At 65.2% G+C, this 20,231-nt stretch carries 20 protein-coding genes; 7 read left to right on the top strand and 13 right to left on the bottom strand.

Translation table 11 applies throughout. From position 1 onward, the window contains the following. Positions 1–2: 2 nt before the first annotated feature. The 7 genes from ABH915_RS12680 to ABH915_RS12650 form a co-directional block, all read right to left on the bottom strand. Complete coding sequence (locus ABH915_RS12680; RefSeq protein WP_370121765.1) at positions 3–542, bottom strand: dihydrofolate reductase family protein; 540 nt, start codon at positions 540–542, stop codon at positions 3–5. A 317-nt stretch (positions 543–859) separates the two neighbouring features. Beyond that, positions 860–1,255 carry an STAS/SEC14 domain-containing protein gene (locus ABH915_RS12675; RefSeq protein ID WP_370121762.1) on the bottom strand — a complete coding sequence of 132 codons (396 nt, stop codon included), beginning with the start codon at positions 1,253–1,255 and terminating at the stop codon, positions 860–862. Between the two features lie 167 nt (positions 1,256–1,422). Beyond that, a complete protein-coding gene (locus ABH915_RS12670) occupies positions 1,423–4,089 on the bottom strand; it encodes a PEP/pyruvate-binding domain-containing protein (RefSeq protein WP_370121759.1) in 2,667 nt (888 codons plus the stop codon). 232 nt (positions 4,090–4,321) lie between these two features. After that, positions 4,322–5,590: a PRC and DUF2382 domain-containing protein gene (locus tag ABH915_RS12665; RefSeq protein WP_370121756.1), complete on the bottom strand. Its 1,269-nt coding sequence runs from the start codon at positions 5,588–5,590 to the stop codon at positions 4,322–4,324. A gap of 650 nt (positions 5,591–6,240) precedes the next feature. Next, positions 6,241–6,687, bottom strand: a complete 447-nt coding sequence (locus ABH915_RS12660) for an Hsp20/alpha crystallin family protein (protein ID WP_370121753.1) — start codon at positions 6,685–6,687, stop codon at positions 6,241–6,243. A 332-nt stretch (positions 6,688–7,019) separates the two neighbouring features. Further along, entirely contained in the window at positions 7,020–7,286 is a 267-nt protein-coding gene (locus ABH915_RS12655) for a GlsB/YeaQ/YmgE family stress response membrane protein (RefSeq protein ID WP_018773045.1), read from the bottom strand. 196 nt (positions 7,287–7,482) lie between these two features. Then, positions 7,483–7,971: a MarR family winged helix-turn-helix transcriptional regulator gene (locus ABH915_RS12650; RefSeq protein ID WP_018773044.1), complete on the bottom strand. Its 489-nt coding sequence runs from the start codon at positions 7,969–7,971 to the stop codon at positions 7,483–7,485. A gap of 315 nt (positions 7,972–8,286) precedes the next feature. On the opposite strand from ABH915_RS12650, the gene ABH915_RS12645 reads away from it, so the two are divergent. The 4 genes from ABH915_RS12645 (at position 8,287) to ABH915_RS12630 (ending at position 11,402) form a co-directional block, all read left to right on the top strand. Next, complete coding sequence (locus ABH915_RS12645; RefSeq protein WP_370121750.1) at positions 8,287–9,126, top strand: hypothetical protein; 840 nt, start codon at positions 8,287–8,289, stop codon at positions 9,124–9,126. Between the two features lie 8 nt (positions 9,127–9,134). Continuing rightward, complete coding sequence (locus ABH915_RS12640) at positions 9,135–9,536, top strand: phage holin family protein (protein WP_370121747.1); 402 nt, start codon at positions 9,135–9,137, stop codon at positions 9,534–9,536. Between the two features lie 18 nt (positions 9,537–9,554). Continuing rightward, positions 9,555–10,163 carry a DUF3618 domain-containing protein gene (locus tag ABH915_RS12635; RefSeq protein ID WP_370121744.1) on the top strand — a complete coding sequence of 203 codons (609 nt, stop codon included), beginning with the start codon at positions 9,555–9,557 and terminating at the stop codon, positions 10,161–10,163. Positions 10,164–10,280: 117 nt separating this feature from the next. Further along, positions 10,281–11,402: a YihY/virulence factor BrkB family protein gene (locus ABH915_RS12630; RefSeq protein ID WP_370124999.1), complete on the top strand. Its 1,122-nt coding sequence runs from the start codon at positions 10,281–10,283 to the stop codon at positions 11,400–11,402. A 12-nt stretch (positions 11,403–11,414) separates the two neighbouring features. On the opposite strand, the gene ABH915_RS12625 is transcribed toward ABH915_RS12630, so the two are convergent. Continuing rightward, positions 11,415–12,047, bottom strand: a complete 633-nt coding sequence (locus tag ABH915_RS12625; RefSeq protein ID WP_370121742.1) for a hypothetical protein — start codon at positions 12,045–12,047, stop codon at positions 11,415–11,417. Positions 12,048–12,255: 208 nt separating this feature from the next. Between ABH915_RS12625 and ABH915_RS12620 the strand changes: the two genes are divergently transcribed. Further along, complete coding sequence (locus ABH915_RS12620; protein ID WP_370121739.1) at positions 12,256–12,378, top strand: hypothetical protein; 123 nt, start codon at positions 12,256–12,258, stop codon at positions 12,376–12,378. Positions 12,379–12,514: 136 nt separating this feature from the next. Here ABH915_RS12620 and ABH915_RS12615 read toward each other — a convergent pair whose 3' ends face one another. From ABH915_RS12615 to ABH915_RS12600, 4 genes are all read right to left on the bottom strand, one after another. Further along, on the bottom strand, positions 12,515–12,874 hold the full coding sequence (locus ABH915_RS12615; protein ID WP_370121736.1) for a helix-turn-helix transcriptional regulator: 360 nt from the start codon (positions 12,872–12,874) through the stop codon (positions 12,515–12,517). Positions 12,875–12,939: 65 nt separating this feature from the next. Then, positions 12,940–13,404, bottom strand: coding sequence for a hypothetical protein (locus ABH915_RS12610; RefSeq protein ID WP_370121734.1), 465 nt, complete (start codon positions 13,402–13,404; stop codon positions 12,940–12,942). After that, positions 13,394–14,497: a TerC family protein gene (locus tag ABH915_RS12605; RefSeq protein WP_370121732.1), complete on the bottom strand. Its 1,104-nt coding sequence runs from the start codon at positions 14,495–14,497 to the stop codon at positions 13,394–13,396. The genes ABH915_RS12610 and ABH915_RS12605 overlap by 11 nt, the downstream gene beginning before the upstream one ends. Positions 14,498–15,513: 1,016 nt before the next feature. Then, entirely contained in the window at positions 15,514–15,885 is a 372-nt protein-coding gene (locus ABH915_RS12600; protein WP_370121729.1) for a hypothetical protein, read from the bottom strand. A 145-nt stretch (positions 15,886–16,030) separates the two neighbouring features. On the opposite strand from ABH915_RS12600, the gene ABH915_RS12595 reads away from it, so the two are divergent. Together ABH915_RS12595 and ABH915_RS12590 are read left to right on the top strand one after the other, a co-directional pair. After that, entirely contained in the window at positions 16,031–17,431 is a 1,401-nt protein-coding gene (locus tag ABH915_RS12595; RefSeq protein ID WP_370121726.1) for an MFS transporter, read from the top strand. Between the two features lie 82 nt (positions 17,432–17,513). Further along, positions 17,514–17,666 (top strand): LPXTG cell wall anchor domain-containing protein, encoded by a 153-nt coding sequence (locus ABH915_RS12590; protein ID WP_018773036.1) that lies wholly within the window; start codon positions 17,514–17,516, stop codon positions 17,664–17,666. Between the two features lie 107 nt (positions 17,667–17,773). Here the strand turns inward: ABH915_RS12590 and ABH915_RS12585 are convergent, their stop codons facing one another. Further along, complete coding sequence (locus ABH915_RS12585) at positions 17,774–20,122, bottom strand: FdhF/YdeP family oxidoreductase (RefSeq protein WP_370121722.1); 2,349 nt, start codon at positions 20,120–20,122, stop codon at positions 17,774–17,776. Positions 20,123–20,231: the final 109 nt, after the last annotated feature.

The raw sequence follows: 20,231 nt of genomic DNA, 5'->3' as shown, positions 1-20,231 counted from the left end.
CCTTAGGCCGCTGCCGGCGCCATCCGGAGGGCCAGCATCCCGCCTTCGAGGAGCTCAAGTTCGACGATGTGCAGCGTGTGCCGGGTTCCGTCCTCCGGCAGCATTTTCTTGCCACGCCCGAGCACGATGGGGGAGAGCAGCAGAACGTACTCGTCGACGAGGTTTTCCTCCATGAGCGTCTTGGTCAGCGTCGGGCTTCCCCACACGAGCACGTTCTCCCGCTCGCGAAGTTCGCGGACTTGGCCGGGTATGTCGTCGGCGATAATCGTGCTGTTGTTCCAGTCGGCGTGGTCCAGCGTGGTGGACACGACATACTTTGGCATGGCGTTGAATGTGTCGGCCGTGAAGTCGCCCGACCGTGACGGCCAGGAGGCGGCGAAGCCCTCATAAGTGACCCGGCCGAGCAGCATCGAGTCCGCCCCGGCCAGAACTTGTTCGTTGAAGGCCACGGTGGCGTCGCTGAAGAACGGGCCCGACCAGAGCTGGGGCTCCTCGGCAACGTTGTCCAGAGTAGAAAAAGCAGTCACTGTCAGCTTGCCCATGAATATCTCCTTCAGGTCGGTGGCGGCTGTTATCCGAGGCTTTCGGAGCCGGAGTGGTCGTGCCTCGTGGATGGCGGCCAGGGCAACTGCGCTGGCCGCGAGTCTGAGGGCGTGGACCCTGCACCACCGCTTAGGCAGGGGGTTGCGGCGCGTCTCGCTGAGTAAATCCCGGCGGGCAGAGGAAGTCTGTCCCATGCCCACAATCTATCGCCGATGCCCCTCGCCGGGCCATGGAGTCCAGGCGGACGCTTCCGCGATGGTCATTGTGGGATGAAGCCACTCATGCCGGGCCGGTCAGCCCACCAGGGTCCTCACGGTCATGCCGCGGATCCTTCTTCTGCTGCGGGAGCAAACAATTGTCCCAGCCACTGCCTGGCAACGTCGACGGACGTGAAATATCCGTGCGGGCAATCCTGTTGCCGCAGCAGCGCCGCGGCCACCACGCGGTCCACGACGGAAGTCCCGACCAGTGCCACTGCTGAGACGAAGCGCGTCCCCAACAGCGTCTCTCTCGCCCCGGGACTCATGCACACGTCCACAACCTCCACAATCATCGGCTGCCGGCTGGTTCCACTCATCGCCTGGACGGCCGCAACGACGGCGCCGGCATCGGCTGCCGAGACCGTGGAGCCGGGCTTCCAGGTCAGGTGGAACGTGCCCTCCGCATCCAGGTCCAACTTTGCGTTTGTGCAGGTCAACGCGATTTCCGCCATGAGTTCCCCTTAGTCTTCCGATGAGGGTAGCCCACCCCGCGGAATAAATGTGACTTGTTGAACAATCACAAGGCATGACGGCAAAGGGCAGGAACGCATGAGTGTTCCGCGGAGGCCCTGCATCATCGCGCACTAGCGGGCGGCAGGAGCGCTTTGACGGTTTCCGGTCACGGCCCCTGCCCATCGGCCCGATCCGAGATCGTGACAGTGCCGGCGTCGCCGTCCACGCGGATTCGCTGGCCGCTGGTGAGCCGCTGGGTGGCCACACCGGTGCCCAGTACGGCCGGGATGCCATACTCGCGGGCCACGATTGAACTGTGGCTCAACGGCCCCCCGACGTCGGTGACCACGGCGGAGGCCATCGCGAACAGCGAGGTCCAGGCCGGGGTGGTGATGCGGGCCACCAGGACGTCCCCGGGCTTCATCAGGCCGAAATCCTGGGGCCCGCTCAGGACGCGGGCGGGGGCGGTGACCTGGCCGGAGCTGGCGCCGGCGCCCTTGATGACGTCGCCGAGCTGGTCCTGTGGGCCCGCCGGCATCATGGAGCCGAAGGCCCGCTCCATCCAACGGCTCTCCGGCAGCAGTTGCGGGGCAGCGGCCTTGGCCTGGCCCCGCCACAGCATCTTGCGCTCCTCGACGGCACCGGCGCGGACGGGCCGGTCTGCCCCGGTAATTGCCACGGCCGCCGGTGTGCCCGGCCCGGCAAGGCCGAACTCGACGGCACTGCGCAACTCCCGGTGGCGCAGCCAGAAGACGTCGCCGGGCTCGGCGATGACACCGGAGCCGACCAGCCGTCGTCCGAGCTCGAACAGCATCCGCCGCAGCAGCGGCCACGCCAGGCCGACGTCGGCCAGGGCATCCTCGCGGATCGGGGCCGCATTTTGCGCCCACCGGAGCAACCGGAGGAACGCGGCACGGCGCCTCGGCCCGAGCCGGGCGATGATCCGGCTCGTTTCCTCCTCGCGGCGGGCGGCCGAGAGCCGCTGGCGCTCGTACGGGTCATTGCCCTGTCCGCGCAGGTAAAACTTCACGGTCTCCAGCAGCGGCGAGGGATCGTCGGCCGGCACCGGGCTGACGAAGTCCAGGTTGTAGACCGCATGGCCGAACCGGCCGAGGTGCTCCTGGAAACGGGCATGCCAGTGCTGCCAGGGTGCCGGGTCCACGCCGGCAGGCGGGAACCCGGTGCGCTGCGACCCGGCCAGTGCCGCGGTGGGTGCGTTGAGGATCGCCGGGGCCAGCCCCGGGACGTCCCGGGCCCAGGCTGCGAGGTCGTACAGCGACTTCTCGGCCCGGATGGGTTCGCTGTCGTAGCCGAGGAGGAAGGTCTGGGCGGGGGGATCGCCGTCGCGCCGAACGAACTTGTCGTAGTAGGCCCGGAAGGAGATTTCGCTTGTTGCGGCGATCGGAATGATGGACTGCACGGCCGTGTAGTACACCGTGCCGGCGTCCAGCAGCGTCTGCACACCCGCCAGCAGTTCCTCGCCGGAGAGCTCCCCGACGGGCTTCGCCGACCAGTCCTTGATCACCTCCTCGTAGCGGGGATGCGAAAATTCCCGCCAGCCGGCCACTCCCATATGCGCCTTGCCGCGGGCCAGCGCGCGCATCGCGGTCAGCGACTTGCCCATCACCCGCCACATTCCCGAGTTGCGGTAGTAGTAATAGGCGTAGCCGTTGATAGTGGGCAGCCCGACGTCGTCCTCGCGGATTACTTCCTTGCCGACGGCGCCGGCCATCAGGGCCCTCAGCGACCGGGACACCGAGCCGTCAATGAGGTCGGCGAACAGCGGCGAGAGCGGGTCGGGCAGCTGTTCAACGATGCTTGCCCGGAAGTACAACCCGTGCCGGTAAGGCACTGGCCAGGTGTCCGGGACGTCGGCTGACGGTTCGGGCAGTGCGGTGATGGGCCGGGATTGCAGGATGAAGAACTCGCCACCGGCGCGTGCCCATTCGATGTCCTGCGGCGCCCCGAAATGATCCGTAATCCGTGTTCCGTAGCCGGCCAGCTCGGCCGCCTCCCGGTCGTCCAGTACGGCCTGGCGACGGCGCGCCGCCGGCACCGGCTGCTCCACGGTGCCGCGCTCCGCGTAGACGGTCATGACCTCCTTGTCAGCTGTCCGGCGCGACAGCACACGGCCCGTCTCCACTTCGACGACGACGTCATCCGTGGTGACCGATCCGCTGACGACGGACTCGCCCAGACCCCATGCTGCACTGATCACCGTCTGGTCGCGGCGCCCGTTGGCCGGATTGGCGGTGAACATCACCCCGGCCGCCTCGGCGTCGACCATCTGCTGGACCACGACGGCGAGGTGCACCGTGTCCGGTCCGATGCCTTCACGGGCGCGGTAGGCCATGGCACGCGCCGTCCACAGGGAGGCCCAGCACTCGGTCACGGCCGCGGCCAGGGCCTCTTCCCCGCGTACGTTGAGGTAGGTTTCCTGTTGCCCGGCGAAGCTGGCTGAGGCGAGGTCCTCGGCCGTGGCGGAGGAGCGCACCGCCACGGCCGCGTCCCCGTTGCCGAGCCTCCCGTAGGCGGCGCCGAGTTCCGCCGCGATCCCGGCCGGCATGGTGCCGCCGGTGAACAGGGCGCGGATCCGTTGCGAGGCTTCCTCGTAGTCCTGGGGCGCCGCCGTCGGCGACAGGGTGGCCAACTCATGGATACCGGGCCCTAGGTGATTGGCAGCCACATAATCCGCATAGGCTGCGGTGTTCAGCACAAACCCCGGAGGGACTGGCAGTCCTGCCTGGCTGAGGCCGCCCAGTCCGACGCCTTTGCCGCCGGCCACGGCAACGTCGCCTCGCCCCACATCGCCGAAGTTGTTGATGTAGGTCATGACCTCGAGTCCTTTCCGCCCGGAGCCGGGGCTCCGTGGTTGAGCCTGATGCCCAACATACTGGCACTGCTGCAGGCAAGAGGCCATAGCCGCACGGGGCCAAGGTATCCCGTTGACGCCGCCGGCCGAGGGGTGCCCGGAGTCACGAATTGCTCCGGCCTCCAGTGCGACAACGCGATGCCCGGGGCGATGGCCGTAGCCGTTGCCCCGGGCATCTACTCAGATCGAATGCTCAACCGCGGCTGTCTTCGGCGCCCTCGGAGCCCTGGTCGTCGAAGTGTTCTTTGTGGACCTTCTCACGGATGGTGACTTCATCGGTGACCGTTTCAGTAACGATGTGGACCCGTTCAACCGGGACGGTCTCCGTGGTGACTATGACTCGCTCTTCGTGAAGGATAACCTCGTCGTCGCTGTCCGGACGGCCCGCGAACTCGCCGCGGTCTTCCTCGGCAATCGGTTCCCGCTCGATACGAACCTCTTCGCGCTGCACTGGCACCGTCCTGGTGACGGTTTCCGTGGTGACGTACTTGCGCAGGCGCGCGCGGCCCGTCGCGTCGTGGGTTTCCGCGCGGTCCGTTTCGGTGGTGTCTTGTTGTGTGGTGGGGGCCGGGCCGACGTCGGTGGCGGGTGTGGTGGTGGCGTATCCGGCGGTGCCGGTGGCGTCGCGGGTTTCCGCGCGGTCCGTTTCGGTGGTGTCTTGTTGTGTGGTGGGGGCCGGGCCGACGTCGGTGGCGGGTGTGGTGGTGGCGTATCCGGCGGTGCCGGTGGCGTCGCGGGTTTCCGCGCGGTCCGTTTCGGTGGTGTCTTGTTGTGTGGTGGGGGCCGGGCCGGCGTCGGCGGCGGGTGTGGTGGTGGCGTATCCGGCGGTGCCGGTGGCGTCGCGGGTTTCCGCGCGGTCCGTTTCGGTGGTGTCTTGTTGTGTGGTGGGGGCCGGGCCGGCGTCGGTGGCGGGTGTGGTGGTGGCGTATCCGGCGGTGCCGGTGGCGTCGCGGGTTTCCGCGCGGTCCGTTTCGGTGGTGTCTTGTTGTGTGGTGGGGGCCGGGCCGGCGTCGGTGGCGGGTGTGGTGGTGGCGTATCCGGCGGTGCCGGTGGCGTCGCGGGTTTCCGCGCGGTCCGTGCCGGTGGTGTCTTGTTGTGTGGTGGGCGCCGCGTCAGCTGTATTCGCTTCGGTGTAGGTGCGTCCGCTCTCCATCCGGTAGTGCTCGTAGAGCCGGTCTTCCTCGGCAGGCTCCAGAGGCCGATCGGCGTCGATCCTTGGCGCGTCTTTGACCTGATTCTTGTTGTAAGGAACGACGATGTCATTGCCCTCCAGTCGAGCACCCTCAAGGGGCACGAATGATTCGGACATCCCGAACAAGCCCGTCCGGACGGTCACCCAGCTGGGCTGTCCGGCCTCGTTGTCTACGAAGACCTGGCCGATCGAGCCGATCTTTTCTCCGTCTCCCGAAAGGACATTTGCGCCTTGGCTGAGCAGACGGTCAATTTGTTCTGTGGTGAGCACGACGTCTCCTTGGATCTCCTCGATTGGAATGGTGGGTCCGGCCGGGAGCCCTTGATGGACTGCCTGACCGGTACCGGACAGTACGTTTTGGTGCTGCCCGGTGCTTTGGAAGCGTCCGTGGCGCTGCGAACTCCGGGAAGGGGCCATGATCGGTCGGCAGTACGCTCAGCTGAGAACTTCCGAGGACGACCCGCAGATCTGGCAGGGGCAGGGTCCTGGGCGACACCCTCGCGAGCGGCGGCCTGAAGGCGAAAGCGAGTAGAGACTGGGGGATGAACGTTGTCACCACCGCCAGTCCGGCTTGGAGCCGGTGCAAAATGTCCAATGATATGCGCCGCCATTCGATCAGGAGGCTGGGACCGGTCCCGTTGCGCAGGGAGCTCTCCCGCGCCTTTTTCTGTGTTATATCACGAGACGGGTTTTGTTAGGAAGCACCCTTATGAATAGTTGAGATCCCGGCGGCTGGGCTCCGCCGGCAGGCACGGGAAGCCCGACGGGGCACGGCCGAGCCGCTCTGCTGAGGAGGATGGAATGAGACGTGGTGAGCGCAGGGCGCTGCAGATCTGGGTCCCAGCGGTGCCCTGAAGGCGCGCGGCCGCGATCGCTGGTGAGAGTGCCGGTTGAATCGAGTCGAATGCCGGAATTGCCGGTCAGGTCACGAAGTTCTCAGGTGCTTCCGGTGACTGGCTTCCGCCGCGGGAGACGTGGACTTTCGTGGTGGATGCCCCGGATTGCTCCGGGATCTGGGCGCGGATTTCCAGGACACCGTCGATGTAGCTGGCCTCGACGTTGTCAGTGTCCGCCCCGCGGGGGAGCGGGACGCTGCGAGAATATTCGCCGTACCGCACTTCGCTGCGGTAACCCGGCTGATTCTTGTGCGCAGGTTCCGTGCGCCGTGCCACAATGTTCAAGTTGCCCTCGGTGACGGTGATATCTATGTCCCTGTCGGGATCGATGCCGGGGATGTCGGTTCGGACCACCAAGGTGTTTCCGTCTCGGTATTCTTCGACTCTGAGCCAGGTGTCGGTCTCGCCCTGCAGGAAGCGCCGGACAGGTTCGGGCACGTCGATGCCCGTGCGGCGGAATAGGTTGTCCATCTCTATCTCCTTGCTGTTTTGCATCTCTGGTCCCGTGAGGTCGGAGGCGCGCGGAGCCGTGCCATCGGCGGCTTTGGCGGCTACTACCTACGACGGCTACTCACGACGGCGACGCCGGCGCCGGCCGCGGGAACTGCTCTTGAGGACTTTCAGAGCCTGTGCTCAACGAAGCGTGGCGGGCAGGGGGCCCGGCATGAGGTTGGATTCGGCGGGTGCGGGCCGTGAGACACCCGGAGTTCCTTTGCCGGGTGTTCCAGAACCGGCCCGCAGCCGCCTAACAGATGTTGCAGGACGCAATCAGGGGCAGCCCTGCATCCGAAGGGCCGAGCCTGCTACGCCCTTGTCCTGCGACCGGCGAGGGCGCCATAGATCAGGAGCACAATAACGGCCCCGAGGATGGAGAGAAGCCAGGTCCGGAGATCGAAGAAGTCAGCGAGGCCTCCGCCGAAGATCAACGAGCCGATCCAACCTCCGAGGATTGCGCCCACGACACCAACAACGAGTGTGATCAGCCAGCCGCCTCCCTGCCGGCCCGGAAGGATCGCCTTGGCGATAGCTCCGGCGATAAGGCCGAGAATGAGAAAAGCAAGAATTCCCATCTTTGTACTTCCTTTCGGTATACCGGTCGTGGAATGCGGCCGTAACGGCGATTTAATCAGCATGCGTAGTAACGCGCAATACCCGGCGTAGCGGCCTTGGATCGCGCTCGTCCCTCTCCGGTCCCGCCTCCAAGGGAAGCGGCGGCCGGCCGTGGGTCCCGGGTGTGGCCGGCCCAGGGGAACTGGCCGGGGGAGGCTAGTTCATTGAAGCTGGGGGCCGGCTTTGGGTGGGCGGAGGGCCGCTGGAACCTGGAGTTCCCGGTCGTGGAGCCTGGAAGAACTCCACAAACCGGGCGAGTTGTTCAGACAAGGCCTCCCACCCGTCGAAGTCGGCAGGAACGGCCGCACGCTCAGCCCGAGAGGCCGCCTGCAGTGCGGCGTTGCCGGCGTCGGTAATCTCGACCCGAAATTGGCGCCGATCCTCCGGGTTTCGCGTCCTCGTGACCAACCCCCCGTCCTCGAGCCGGGCCAGGACGCGGCCGAGCGTTTGGCCTTGGACGTGGACTTTTGCGGCGAGCTGTTCCTGGTACATGGGGCGGGGTGCCACGGCTTCCAAGGCGATGACGGCGGCACGCGTCAATCCCAGCGGAGCCAAGGCATCGTCGTGGAGGCGCTGGACTAAACGGGCCGCTGCCGTCAGAAGCCGGTAGCCGTCCCGGGCGTGGGGCTCACGGGCGAGGATCACGAAGAAGGCCTTCCTGATTGGGTGGCAACGAAGGTCACGCTGCCCGCGACGGCGGCAAAAAGCGCCGGCGCTGGACCTCCACCCTATGCATGCCGGACACTCTTTTGGCAAGTATGCTTACTATTTTTCGCACGCCGCTTGCAGGTGCGCGGTGCGTCGTGGGGAGGGCGGGGGCCGGGCCCTCCGATTTTCAACGAAGGGCTTGCGCTCCATATAGCAAGTGTGCTTACTATCAAGTTAGTAACCGTGCTTACTAATTTCATCCGGTAGCGCTAGTCACGATCCCAAGCGGACCATTCCTGAAAGAGAGCAACGATGACACAGAATCCATGGGCCCAGGCAACACCCGAAGTTTCCCCGGACCGGTACGCCGGCGTTGGAGTTGTGCCCCCGCAAGGTACGGGACGCGCTGACTCGAAACAGGAAGCGGCCAGGGACGAAGCTGCGGACGTAACGCGGCACGCGACAGACGCTGCGCAGAACGTCGCCGAGACGGCCAAGACCGAGGCAGTCAACGTTGCCGCCGAGGTCAAGACCAATGCCCGGGACCTACTGCACCAGGCCAAGTCCGATCTCACCGAGCAGGCAGGAACCCAGCAGCAGAAGGTCGCCGAAGGTCTGCGGTCCGTCGCCGGCGAGCTGCATTCCATGGCTGCCGCCTCGGACCAGCCCGGCGTGGCCACCGACCTCGTCCGCCAAGCCGCGGAGCGGTCCTCCGCTGTTGCATCCTGGCTCGATGGCCGGGACCCGGGTTCGCTGCTGACCGAGGTCAAGTCCTTTGCCCGCCAGCGCCCGGGCACCTTCCTCCTGCTTGCGGCCGGTGCCGGTGTATTGGCCGGGCGTCTCAGCCGCAGCCTGAGCGCCGGTGCTCCCGAGCCGACGGGCGCCACCGCTGCCGGAACCTCCACTGCTGGCCGGATCCCCGATACCGGGGTAGCGGTTCCGCCGCCGCCGGTGCAGATGCCTGCTCCGCAAACCACGACGGCGGGCCTCGCGGATACCTACCCGCCGAATCCTCTGGACTCCGATTTGGGCACCCCCGATCCGCTCCGCGACGCCGGGCCGGGCCGCCGTGCCTCAGAGTCCGTGGCGGGTGAGCCCTTGCAGCAGGCTGATCCGCTGCGCGATGACCCCTTTGACGGCGGCCGTCGATGAGCAGCGAAATGCCTCCCACAGCCGCGCAGGCAAAGGCTGAATCGACTTCCCTCGGTGACCTTCTTGGTGAGGTCACACGGGACATGTCCACCCTGATGCGTCAGGAGGTTGAACTGGCCAAGGTCGAACTCAAGCAGTCCGCCACACGGGCAGGCAAAGGCACCGGCATGCTCGCCGGAGCTGGCGTCGCGGGCCACTTCGTGCTCCTGTTCCTCTCTTTGGCGCTTTGGTGGGCGCTGGGGAATGTGATGGGACTGGGCTGGTCCGGCGTCGTTGTCGCCGTCATTTGGGCAGTTGTCGCCGCCGTTCTGGCAGCCATGGGCCGCAAGGAACTGAACGCGATCAAGGGCATGCCGAGAACGGCCGAAACCCTCCAGGAAATCCCGCCCACACTAAAACCCAACTCCTAGATTCAGCGAGGAAACACGATGAGTGAAAACCCGGATGTCATCCGAGCAGATATTGAAGCAACCCGTGCCCGCCTGGGCACCAACGTGGACGCCGTCGCTGACAAGGTCACGCCGTCGCACATCGTCCAGCGGCAGACGGACAGAGTCAAAGAGAACGTCAAAGACGCGGTCTTCGGAGTGAAGGATAAAGTCATGGGAGCCGCTGACCACACCGCCGACCACGTCCACTCCGCCACCGGAAGCGTCGGCGCGCATGTGAGTGACGCGGGCTCCGCAGTTGCGGGAGCGCCGCGCCAGCTGAAGAACAGGACCCAGGGGAACCCGCTGGCTGCCGGGCTGATCGCTTTCGGCGCCGGTCTACTGGTGTCCTCCCTGATTCCCGCCAGCCAGAAGGAACGCGAAGCCGCCGACGCCCTCAAGACGGCCGCCGAGCCCCTCACCACGGAACTGACGGACGCCGCCAAACACATGGCTGAGGGACTCAAGGAGCCCGCCCAGGAAGCCATGGAAAACGTCAAGGCCACCGCAGCGGACGCTACCGAACACGTCAAGGCAGAAGGCCAAACGGCTGTGGCGGACGTCAAGGATCGGACCGCCGAAGCCAAGGACAACGTTCAGCAGGCCTGAGGCCGCATCTGAATACGGCCGGCTGCCCCGCTAATGCGCTGGGCGGCCGGCCACTTCGTTTAACCCCAAGAAGGATTTTCCATGGCCACGAACCCTGCTAAGGCAGAAAATGACTCCATGACCGACGCCGAAACGGACGAGAGCAGCACCGCTAAGGCCCGCACGGCGCCCGCCCCGGACGACTCCCGCAAGCCGGACAGCCCCGCCGACGTCACCAAGCCCTCCTGGAAGTACATCGCCAAGAAGACCCTGCGTGAATTCACGAAGGACCAGTGCCCGGATCTCGCCGCAGCCCTGACGTACTACTCGGTTCTCTCCATTTTCCCGGCGCTGTTGGCCCTCGTGTCCTTGCTGGGCATTTTCGGGCAGGCCGGGAAGACCACATCCGCGCTCCTAGAGATCGTCCAGGGCTTCGCGCCCGGTGACACAGTGGAAGCCATCCGCCAGCCAGTCGAGCAGCTCAGCAGCTCCTCCGCTGCCGGACTCACCCTGGTGATCGGCATCCTCACCGCTCTCTGGTCCGCCTCCGGCTACGTCGGGGCCTTTGGCCGGGCAATGAACCGGATCTACGAAATCGACGAGGGCCGGCCGTTCATCAAACTTCGGGGCACGATGCTCGCCGTCACCATTGCCACGGTGCTGATCGTTCTCGTGCTTTCGGCCATGCTGGTGCTGAGCGGGCCGGTGGCCGAGGCCGTCGGCAACGCGATCGGCCTGGGCGGGGCAGTCCTGACGGCGTGGAACATTCTCAAGTGGCCGGTGATTTTGTTGCTCGTGATTCTGGCGATCGCCATCCTCTACTACGCCACCCCAAACGTAAAGCAGCCCAAGTTCCGCTGGATGAGCCTGGGATCCACAATTGCCCTGGTGATCTTCCTGCTGGCGTCCCTGGCCTTCGCCTTCTACGTTGCCAACTTCAGCAGCTACGAGAAGACCTATGGTGCGATCGGCGGCGTCATCATCTCGCTGCTGTGGCTCTGGATCCTGAACATGTCACTGCTGTTCGGTGCCGAGTTCGACGCCGAGATGGAGCGGGGCCGGCAGCTCCAGGCCGGCATCGAGGCCGAAGAGACCATCCAACTGCCGCCCCGGGACACGAAACAAAGCGACAAGCTGCAGGCCCGCGAAGAAGACGACATCCGCCGCGGGCGGGAACTGCGGGAACAGCACGGGAACCAGTCCGAACAGCGGGATGGCAGCAACCGTCCCAAGCACAACGATGGAGTAGACCGCACCTAGCTCACGAAGAAGTCAGGCCTGGCTTATGGCGGCGAGTTTGACGCCGTTCGTTTGTCCTTCCCAGGTACCGGTCAACGTGAGCCGGCCGACTGGTTGCTCGCTAAGGTCCAGTCGCCGGACAACGAGTATGCGAAGGCCGGCAGTCTCGATAGCGGTGCCGGCGTCGGTGGCGCGCGGTGCCGGCGAAGAGACGTCAGGAACTGCCTCGAGTTTCGGTCCAGTGTTTTGCACGAAGACCGTCTGGGCCAGGAGTTCCAGGTTTTCCCCTTTTTGGAGGTATTGCTCTGCCTGCGGGCGTCCCAACATGATGCTCGCCGCCAGTGCTGCCACGTAGATTGGATCGGCGCAGGCATCGTAAACCCATCTCGGGCCGAGTACCGAGTGCTGCATAGTGCCGACCAACCAGGGTTCCGCGCCAGCCAAGGGCTGGGCCCTGTACGTGAGTGGGACTTGAAAAGTGGAGCTGCCCACAGACACGATGATGGTTTCTATGCCGACCTCGCCGGCGGGGTCGTCGAACCGGTAGGAGCCTGCTTTGTGCAGCGTTGCCGTGTCGGGTTCCGTGAACCACGGCTGGCGGGGCAGCCACTCTGCGAGAAGTTCAAGTTTCGTCGGCTGCAGTTCTGCCTGGTGGATGATCGCCATGACTGCAAGCCTAACCGCGGCCCGGAGAGTTCGGGCAGAAGCTGTCCTTATGTTGTTACCGGGGTCAGTTCCTCGGCCGTTGTAGGGTCGTGGCTGCCCAGGGGAGGCGGGTATGGCTTTGTTGCGCCGTCACCGCAGCCATGCGCCGGGCCACCGATCAGCCCGTCCCCCAGGACGCCCACGGCCAGGCCGCCTCAACGAGGACGACATGCAGTTCATCCGCACCCGGGCCCACAGCGCCTTCGCCGCCCACGGCGCCGAACGCCTCTTCGACGCCGTCCAACCCGAGGACACCGGCCATCGCCGGCATGGGCGGCCCGGCGCAGACTAGCCCTCGGCCGCAGGCAGCAGGAGGGACTTTTGCGCGCGCCCGTCAGGTAGTCCATGGCAGCCGACCGTCCCTCGGGCTGAGCGTGTGCCTCAGCCGGGCGGACGGTCGATACAGCCCCTGCCCCGAATGCGCGAAATCAGGTTGCGGGATACCGTTTCCGGGGGCGGTCATGCGGTCGGGATGAACGGATGTCCCGGGGTGGCTCCGCCGCGGTTGAGGGGGGGTCTGCGAAGAGGCCGATCAGTCCGTCGATTTCCCTGGTTGCTGTGGCGGGGTGCCGGAAGTGCTGGTGGGGTTCTATGGCATAGCGGGTTCGTCGTCCGTCCCGGCTGCGGTGCAGGTATCCGCTGGCTTCGAGATCCTTGAGGATTTGGAGGGTCGATCGTGGTGTGATCCCGACCTTCTTGGCGATGTCTTTCACGCGGGCGTCCGGGTCTGTTGCCACCGCCAGAAGGACGTGGCCGTGGTTCGTGAGAAAGGTCCAGGTTGGGCGCAAAGGTGTTGGTGGTGCTGGAGGAAGCGGTGGGTGCAGGCCATTTTCCGGATCCGGCGGCAGGATTGTCATGGTTCCTCCTCGCTGGCGTCTCCGATGGCGCCCGCATGCCTGTCGGGACGCAGGCGCTGTGCCTTCGTGATGATCGTGCCATCATCTTGCCTTGCCGGCGTTACGAGGATGAAAGCGCGGATTGCCAGTGCGGCGGCCTTGATGCTTTTCAGCGAGGCGCCTCCGGTGGTCCCTGCTTGTGTGTAAAGACAGGGAACCGCCCGGACTTGGAAATCGGTCGTGGTGCTTTCGAGCACCGGCCGGACCCGGGCGGCGATCGCTTCTGCTTCTGCAGTCTGCCGGATGCCTGCGAGCCGGTGGGTGAGGCGGCTGAGGCTGAATCCGGTCCGTTCCACCGGCACCAGGAGTATCAGGGGTCTGCCTTCCAGTCCGGCCACAGCCGCTGCGCGCCGTGCAGTCTCAGGCGCCCCCGCCCCATCAAGTATCAGGGCCGCCACCGGGCGGACCGGTTCATCTTTCACGTGCGTCACCCTTTGTAAATGAGTGCGGATCCGTGTCTGATTTCCCGGCATCGCCCTGTTGGGGTGTTGAGGTGGCTTTCGTGCCACGGCGTCTGACCCATAGTGGTTCCAGAGCCATGATCTCCTCGGGTGAGGCGGTGCCGAAGGGGGAGTGCGCCGGCCCCTCGGGAGCCCTGCGTTCTTGGCCGCGGGTGGCCCAGAGGCTGACGCCGATGGACACCCCGAGGATGGTGGCGATGACGGCCAGGGACAGCGCGGTGGGGATGTAGTAGATATCGATTTTGAGGAGCATTTTGATGCCGACCCAGATCAGGACGAGTGCGAGTCCGATCTTGAGGTAAATGAAGCGGTGGATCAGGTCAGCGAGCAGGAAGTACATCGCCCGCAGGCCCAGGATGGCGAAGGCGTTGGCGGTGAAGACCAGGAACACTTCGTCGGTGACGGCGAAGATCGCCGGGATGGAGTCCACGGCGAAGATGATGTCCGTGACCTCGATGAGGACCAGCACCGCGAGCAACGGGGTGGCCAGCAAGACACCGTTTTTGCGGATCAGGAACCGCTGGCCGTGGAAGTCGTCCGTCATGGGCACGCGCTGGCGGAAGAGTTTCAGCGCCCGGGACTTTTCCGGGTCAAGCGTGTCGTTGCGGTGGCGGATCATCCGGTAGCCGGTGATGAGCAGGAACGCCGCGAAGACGTACAGCACCCAGCCGGCACTGGAGATGATGGCGGAGCCCGCCGCAATGAAGATGCCCCTGAAGATCAGGGCGCCCAGGACCCCGAAGAACAGCACCCGGTGCTGGTATTCGCGGGGGACTGCGAAGTAGGTGAAGATGATCGCCCAGATGAACACGTTGTCCACGGCGAGGGATTTCTCGATCAGGTAGCCTGCGAAGTATTGCTGGCCAAACTCCGCCCCGTAGACCTGCCATGTCAGGAAGCCGAAGCCGACACCGAAGGCGACCCAGACTGCAGACCACAGTGCGGCTTCCCGCACACCGATGACGTGGGCCTTGCGGTGGGCAAAAAGGTCAACAGCCAGCATCAGGACAATGACGGCTAGAACGGCCAGCCAGGCCCAGAAAGGAACATTCATCAGGGAGTACCCGCTTCCAGTCAGTTCAAACCAACTGGAGGTCTTTCCCAGTCCCAAGGGACCTGTGCCGCCGGGCCGCTCAGGGTCGGCCGTACTGACGACGGGACATTCAGGGGATACTCCCCTCCACACAAATTAGTGAAGCATAATTCATCTATTGCGGCAACGGGTCGTGGCTGGCCTGGCCAGCCCGGACGCCCCAGGGATTACTGCAGACTCACCGGCCAAGAAACTAGAACACTGGCGTTGCCTAGCTTCGCTCAGATAGCTCCGACGTAGTTCGCGGGCCTCGCCGCGCTCGGGCAGCACAAGCTTTTTCTATTTCTTTTTGCTGCTGTCCGTTGGATCCTACGTGCCCGCTCCACCGGCTCAACCGTCCTGCGGACGGCAGCGCACCGGATGCCTTGTGTCGGCGCTTCGCTTATTTCCTCCCACAACCCCTCCGCTGCTTGCCCTTCGGGTTGCCCCGGCTCCGTCGGGCACAGCTACGCGATGCTCCGCCAGCAGGCAAAAACATGGTGGGGGAGAGGGAAGCCGGTACGTCAGGCACCCGCCCCGCCCGAACGAAACGGAGCATCACCTCATGAGAACCCAAACGTTGATCCACGCGGTCACCGGCGACACCGCGGAAGCGGTCACCGCCCCCGTCCTTCCTACGTCGAAGGCGACGCCGCCGCGCACTGGTTCCGGTCCCAGGAGGCCCGCTTCGCAGCGATCACCGCCGAGGTGTTCTTCCACTGGGCCTCCGGCCAGTCCGACGGCCGGGACAACCTCCCCGCCACAGCCGCCGAACTCCCGGATCAGGACCGCAAGCCCTACCGCGGCTGGACCGACTAAAAGCCGCCAGGTTCCCCCGGCAAAGCTGTCGGGGGAACTAGAGCGGCACCGCCACTATCTGTTGACAACATCATGGAGATTCCTTCAGATTGATGCAGCCCAGGGTAGGGCCGGCGTGAAGTTTCAGTGGACTATGGCGGTGGTCACCGGCCGCAGCGCGGGACGGAACTTCTGGCCCATCAGGTAATGGCGTGCACGAGGTCGTCCACCGGCCGGGAGCTGTCGATTCGAAGGACGGGGCAGGGCAGAGTTGACAGCCACTGTTCATGCCGGCGGAGGTTCCGGCCCGCGAAATCGGGGTCGTCATATCCTTGCGCCCAGGCCGAAAGAACCCAGGCACTCCGCGGTAGGAAGACTTCGCGCATCAACGATATGCGCTCCGGCGGCGTTCGCTTTTCCCGGTACGGCGGTGATGTCGGCTGCCAGAAGTAGTCGTCGGCGTCGGCGTGGGGTACTGCCCACTGGTTGGCGATTGCCCGGCCGAGCGTTGTCGTTCCAGATCTGCTGGCGCCCGTGATGAACAAGCGGCAGGGGTTGAGGGTGTTCAGCATCGTCGCAGAGTACCTCGTTAGGCCCAGCTCACCGCACAGCGTTGCCCAGGAGGGTTATCCATCCTTCCCGGTGAGACTGTCGGAGGGGGTGCGGGTGTTAGCTTGAGGGGTGGCTTCCCTACCGTCGGCGCGTACGCAGAGGCTCGTGCTGTGGATCGCGATTCTCGCCTCCTTTGTGTCGTTTCTCGACGGCAGCGTCATCAACGTAGCGCTGCCGGCCATTTCCCGTGAACTGGGCGGCGGACTGACGACGCAGCAATGGGTTGTCGATGCCTACCTGATCACCCTGGGGTCACTGATCCTGGTCGCCGGTTCGCTCTCTGATTTGCTGGGCCGGGTTGTCGTTCTCCGCGCAGGCCTGATCGGGTTTGGCGCGACATCAGTCATGTGTGCGCTGGCCCCCACAGCGGACTGGCTGGTCCTGGCCAGGGCGCTTCAAGGCGTCGCGGGCGCCTTGCTGGTGCCCAGTTCCCTGGCCCTGATCACATCAAACTTCGACGAAGCGCCCCGGGCGAAGGCAATCGGCCAGTGGACAGCTGGTACGACCGTGGCTTTCATCGCCGGACCCCTGCTCGGCGGAGTGCTCGTAGATTCGGTGGGCTGGCGCTGGATCTTCGGAATCAACGTCCTGCCCATTGCCGTGACTTTGTACTTGCTAGCCGTGCTGCGGGCCAAGGATGTGCGCAAGCAGGGCGTGCGGATCGACTACCCGGGTGCTGTGCTCTGTGTGCTCGGGTTGGCGGGGCCGGTCTACGCGTTGATCGAACAAGGCAACTATGGCTGGGGGAGTCCTCTCATTCTGATGCCCCTCGCCCTCGGCATCCTGTGCCTCGCCGGATTCATTTGGCGGGAAAGGACGGCGCATCAGCCGCTCTTGCCCCTCAGCCTCTTCTCCGTCCGAAACTTTGCCGTCGGCAACGCGGCTACGGCATTTATCTACGCCGCATTGTCGATCGGGGGATTCATCATCGTGCTGTTCCTGCAGCAGGTCGCAGGGTTTCCGGCGACGATGGCCGCGCTGGTATTGCTTCCGGTCAGCATCGTCAACATCCTCCTGGCGTCATGGTTTGGTTCACTGGCCGGGCGGTTCGGACCGAGGTGGTTCATGGCCTTCGGACCTGCTCTCGCCGGCGGCGGCTACCTCCTGATGCTCGTGACTGAGATCCCGGTCAACTATTGGACCCAGTTGATGCCTGGGATCCTCCTGTTCGCCGTCGGGCTCTCGGCGACAGTCGCCCCACTGACCGCCGCCATTCTCGGTTCGGTTTCGGAACAACAGGCCGGCATCGGCTCGGCAGTGAATAACGCCGTCAGCAGGGTAGCCGGTCTGATCGGCATCGCTCTGGTAGGCCTGGTCGTGGACGGCGACCTTGAGCTCGATGGATTTCACCGGATGGTGGCGGTGACGGCGGTGTTGTTGATACTCGGGGGCATAGTTTCCGCCGTCGGTATCCAGAACCGGCCTAAGCGGCCCGCACTCCGGGCAACGCAGAAGGTCCCATCCCAAAGCAGCGGGAGCCGTCGGATTTTCAAACCTGGCCCATAGGACGGGCCGCGTTCAGAGCTTGTGTCCGGGGCCGGAGCGTCGTTGCGCCACCACGGCCACACGGGTGGCATAGGCTGTCGGTATGGGACTAATAATCACACTGCTTATCATTTGGCTTGTTCTTTCGATCCTCGGCTTCGCCGTGAAGGGCCTGCTCTGGTTGGCCATCATCGGCCTGGTACTCCTGGTGGCCACGGCTGTATGGGGCTGGGTGAAGCGAAAGGCCAAGGCCTGATGCAACCCTGATATCCATTCGGCGGCGGCCGGTCCCTTCAGGATCGGCCGCCGTTTTCGTTCGGACCGGCCCGGGCCGGCCCCGTTGCGGGTGACTTGGGCAGGTGACTAGGGTGAGGCCACCCGGGCAGGGGCTGTTGCCGCGGCGTCGGGTGTCTGGTCCAGGCTTGGCTCGAGCCGGACGATGACTGCCTTCGAGACTGGCGTGTTGCTGCCTTCGGCCGTGTGGTTCAGCGGCACCAGCACGTTGGCTTCGGGGTAATAGGCAGCAGCGCAACCGCGTGCCGTGGGATAGGACACCACACGGAACTTGCGCACCACGCGTTCCTCACCGTCGTCGTACACGCCGCGGACGTCCACGTACTGACCGGCCGCGAGGCCGAGTTCGGCGATGTCGTCAGGGTTGACGAACACCACATGGCGGCCCTTTTTGATGCCCCGGTAGCGGTCGTTGTGCGAGTAGATGGTCGTGTTGAACTGGTCGTGGGAGCGCATGCTCTGCAGGATCAGGGTTCCCTCCGGCCGTTCGACAAGTTCAAGGTCATTGACTGTCAGCACGGCCTTGCCGGTGGGCGTGGGGAAGGTGCGGGAGTCGCGGGGACCGTGGGCGAGGACAAACCCGCCTTCCTGCCGGATCCGTTGGTTGTAGTCGTTGCAGCCGCCCACGACGTGCGAAATGTGATCCCGGATGAGGTCGTAGTTCTTCTCATAGCCGTCCCAGTCGGCCCTGATCTTGTCGCCCACCAGGAGTTTGCCCAGCCGGCTCACGATGGCCGGCTCCGAGAGCAGATGATGGGACACCGGTTCGACGCTGCCCCAGGACGGGTGCACGGCGCAGACGGTGTCCTCCACCGAAACGAACTGCGGACCGGATTCCTGGATGTCGATCTCGGTGCGGCCCATGGTGGGGAGGATCAGGGCCTCGCGGCCCGTCACAGTATGCGAGCGGTTCAGCTTGGTCGAGATCTGGACCGTCATCTCCGTGTTTTGCATGGCAGCCTCGGCGGCGTTCGTGTCCGAGATGGCACCCACCAGGTTGCCGCCCAGGGCGACGAATACTTTGATCTCGCCCGCGCGCATCTTGTTGATGGTCTCGACGGCGTCCGCGCCGTGTTCGCGGGGCGGCTCGAAGTCGAACTCCTCGCCGAGGGCCTCCATGAAGGACTGCGGCATCTGCTCCCAGATGCCCATGGTCCGGTCGCCCTGCACGTTGCTGTGCCCGCGGATGGGGGAGGCGCCGGCGCCGGGCTTGCCGATGTTGCCTCGCAGCAGCAGGAGGTTGATGATCTCCTTGATGGTGGCAACGCCCTTCTTCTGCTGCGTGATGCCCATGGCCCAGGTGATGATGACTTTCTCGGCCCTGAGGTAGCGGGCGGCGAGCTCGTCGATGTCCTCGCTGCGCAGGCCCGTGGCCTCGAGCACTGTGCGCTCATCCAGGCCGGCGAGGTGCTCCTTGAGCTCCTCGAGTCCCTCGCAGTGTTCGGCCAGGAAGGCGTGGTCCAGGACTGTCCCGGGGTTCTTGGTCTCGGCGTCGAGGACGCGCTTGGATACGGCCTGCAGCAGCGCCATGTCGCCGCCGATCCGGATCTGGAGGAACTGGTCTGCTATCTGGACGCCGTGACCGATGACCCCGTTGACCTGCTGCGGGTTCTTGTACCGGCGCAGGCCGGCTTCGGGGAGGGGATTGACGGCCACGATCTCGCCGCCGTTGCGCTTGCACGCCTCGAGTTCTGTCATCATCCGGGGGTGGTTGGTGCCGGGGTTCTGGCCCATGATGATGATCAGGTCGGCCCGGGCGTAGTCGTCGAAGCTGACGGTCGCCTTGCCGATGCCAATGGTCTGGCCCATGGCCCAGCCGGAGGATTCGTGGCACATATTGGAGCAGTCCGGCAGGTTGTTGGTGCCGTAGCCGCGGACCATCAGTTGGTAGAGGAAGGCGGCCTCGTTCGAGGTCCGGCCGCTGGTGTAGAAGGCCGCCTGGTCGGGGGAGTCCAGGCCCTTGAGCTTGTCGGCCACGAGCCGGAGCGCCTCGTCCCAGCTGACCGCCTTGTAGTGGTCCTCGCCGGCGGCTTTGTACACCGGTTCGGTCAGCCGGCCCTGCATGCCAAGCCAGTACTCGGTCTGGCTGCGCAGGTCGCTGACCGAATTCTCGGCCCAGAAAGTTTCGGGAACCACCACCGGGGTCGCCTCCCAGGTCACCGCCTTGGCCCCGTTTTCGCAGAACTCGAATGCCTTGCGGTGGTGCGGATCCGGCCACGCGCAGCTCGGGCAGTCGAAGCCGTCCTTCTGGTTCATCGCCATGACGGTTTTGCGGGTCCGGTTCAGTCCCATCTGTTCGATGGCCGGCTTCATGGAGTGGTACACGCCCGGGACACCGGCGGCCCAGCTCTTCGGCCCGTCCCCGACGACGAGATCCTGCTCGGACGGTTCCTCGATATGAGGAGTCTTGCGAGTCACGTGAATTTCCCTTCTGCAACCACCACCCGGACGGGGCGGCGTGCTGATCTGCCACTCTGCACCTTACCTTCAGGCCTATCAGCTTGATCGGAGCGCCGCAAGCAATTGG

This window comes from Arthrobacter sp. MW3 TE3886 (assembly GCF_041262145.1).
In the GTDB taxonomy this organism is placed as follows: domain Bacteria; phylum Actinomycetota; class Actinomycetes; order Actinomycetales; family Micrococcaceae; genus Arthrobacter.
This window is presented reverse-complemented; position numbering and strand designations above follow the sequence as displayed.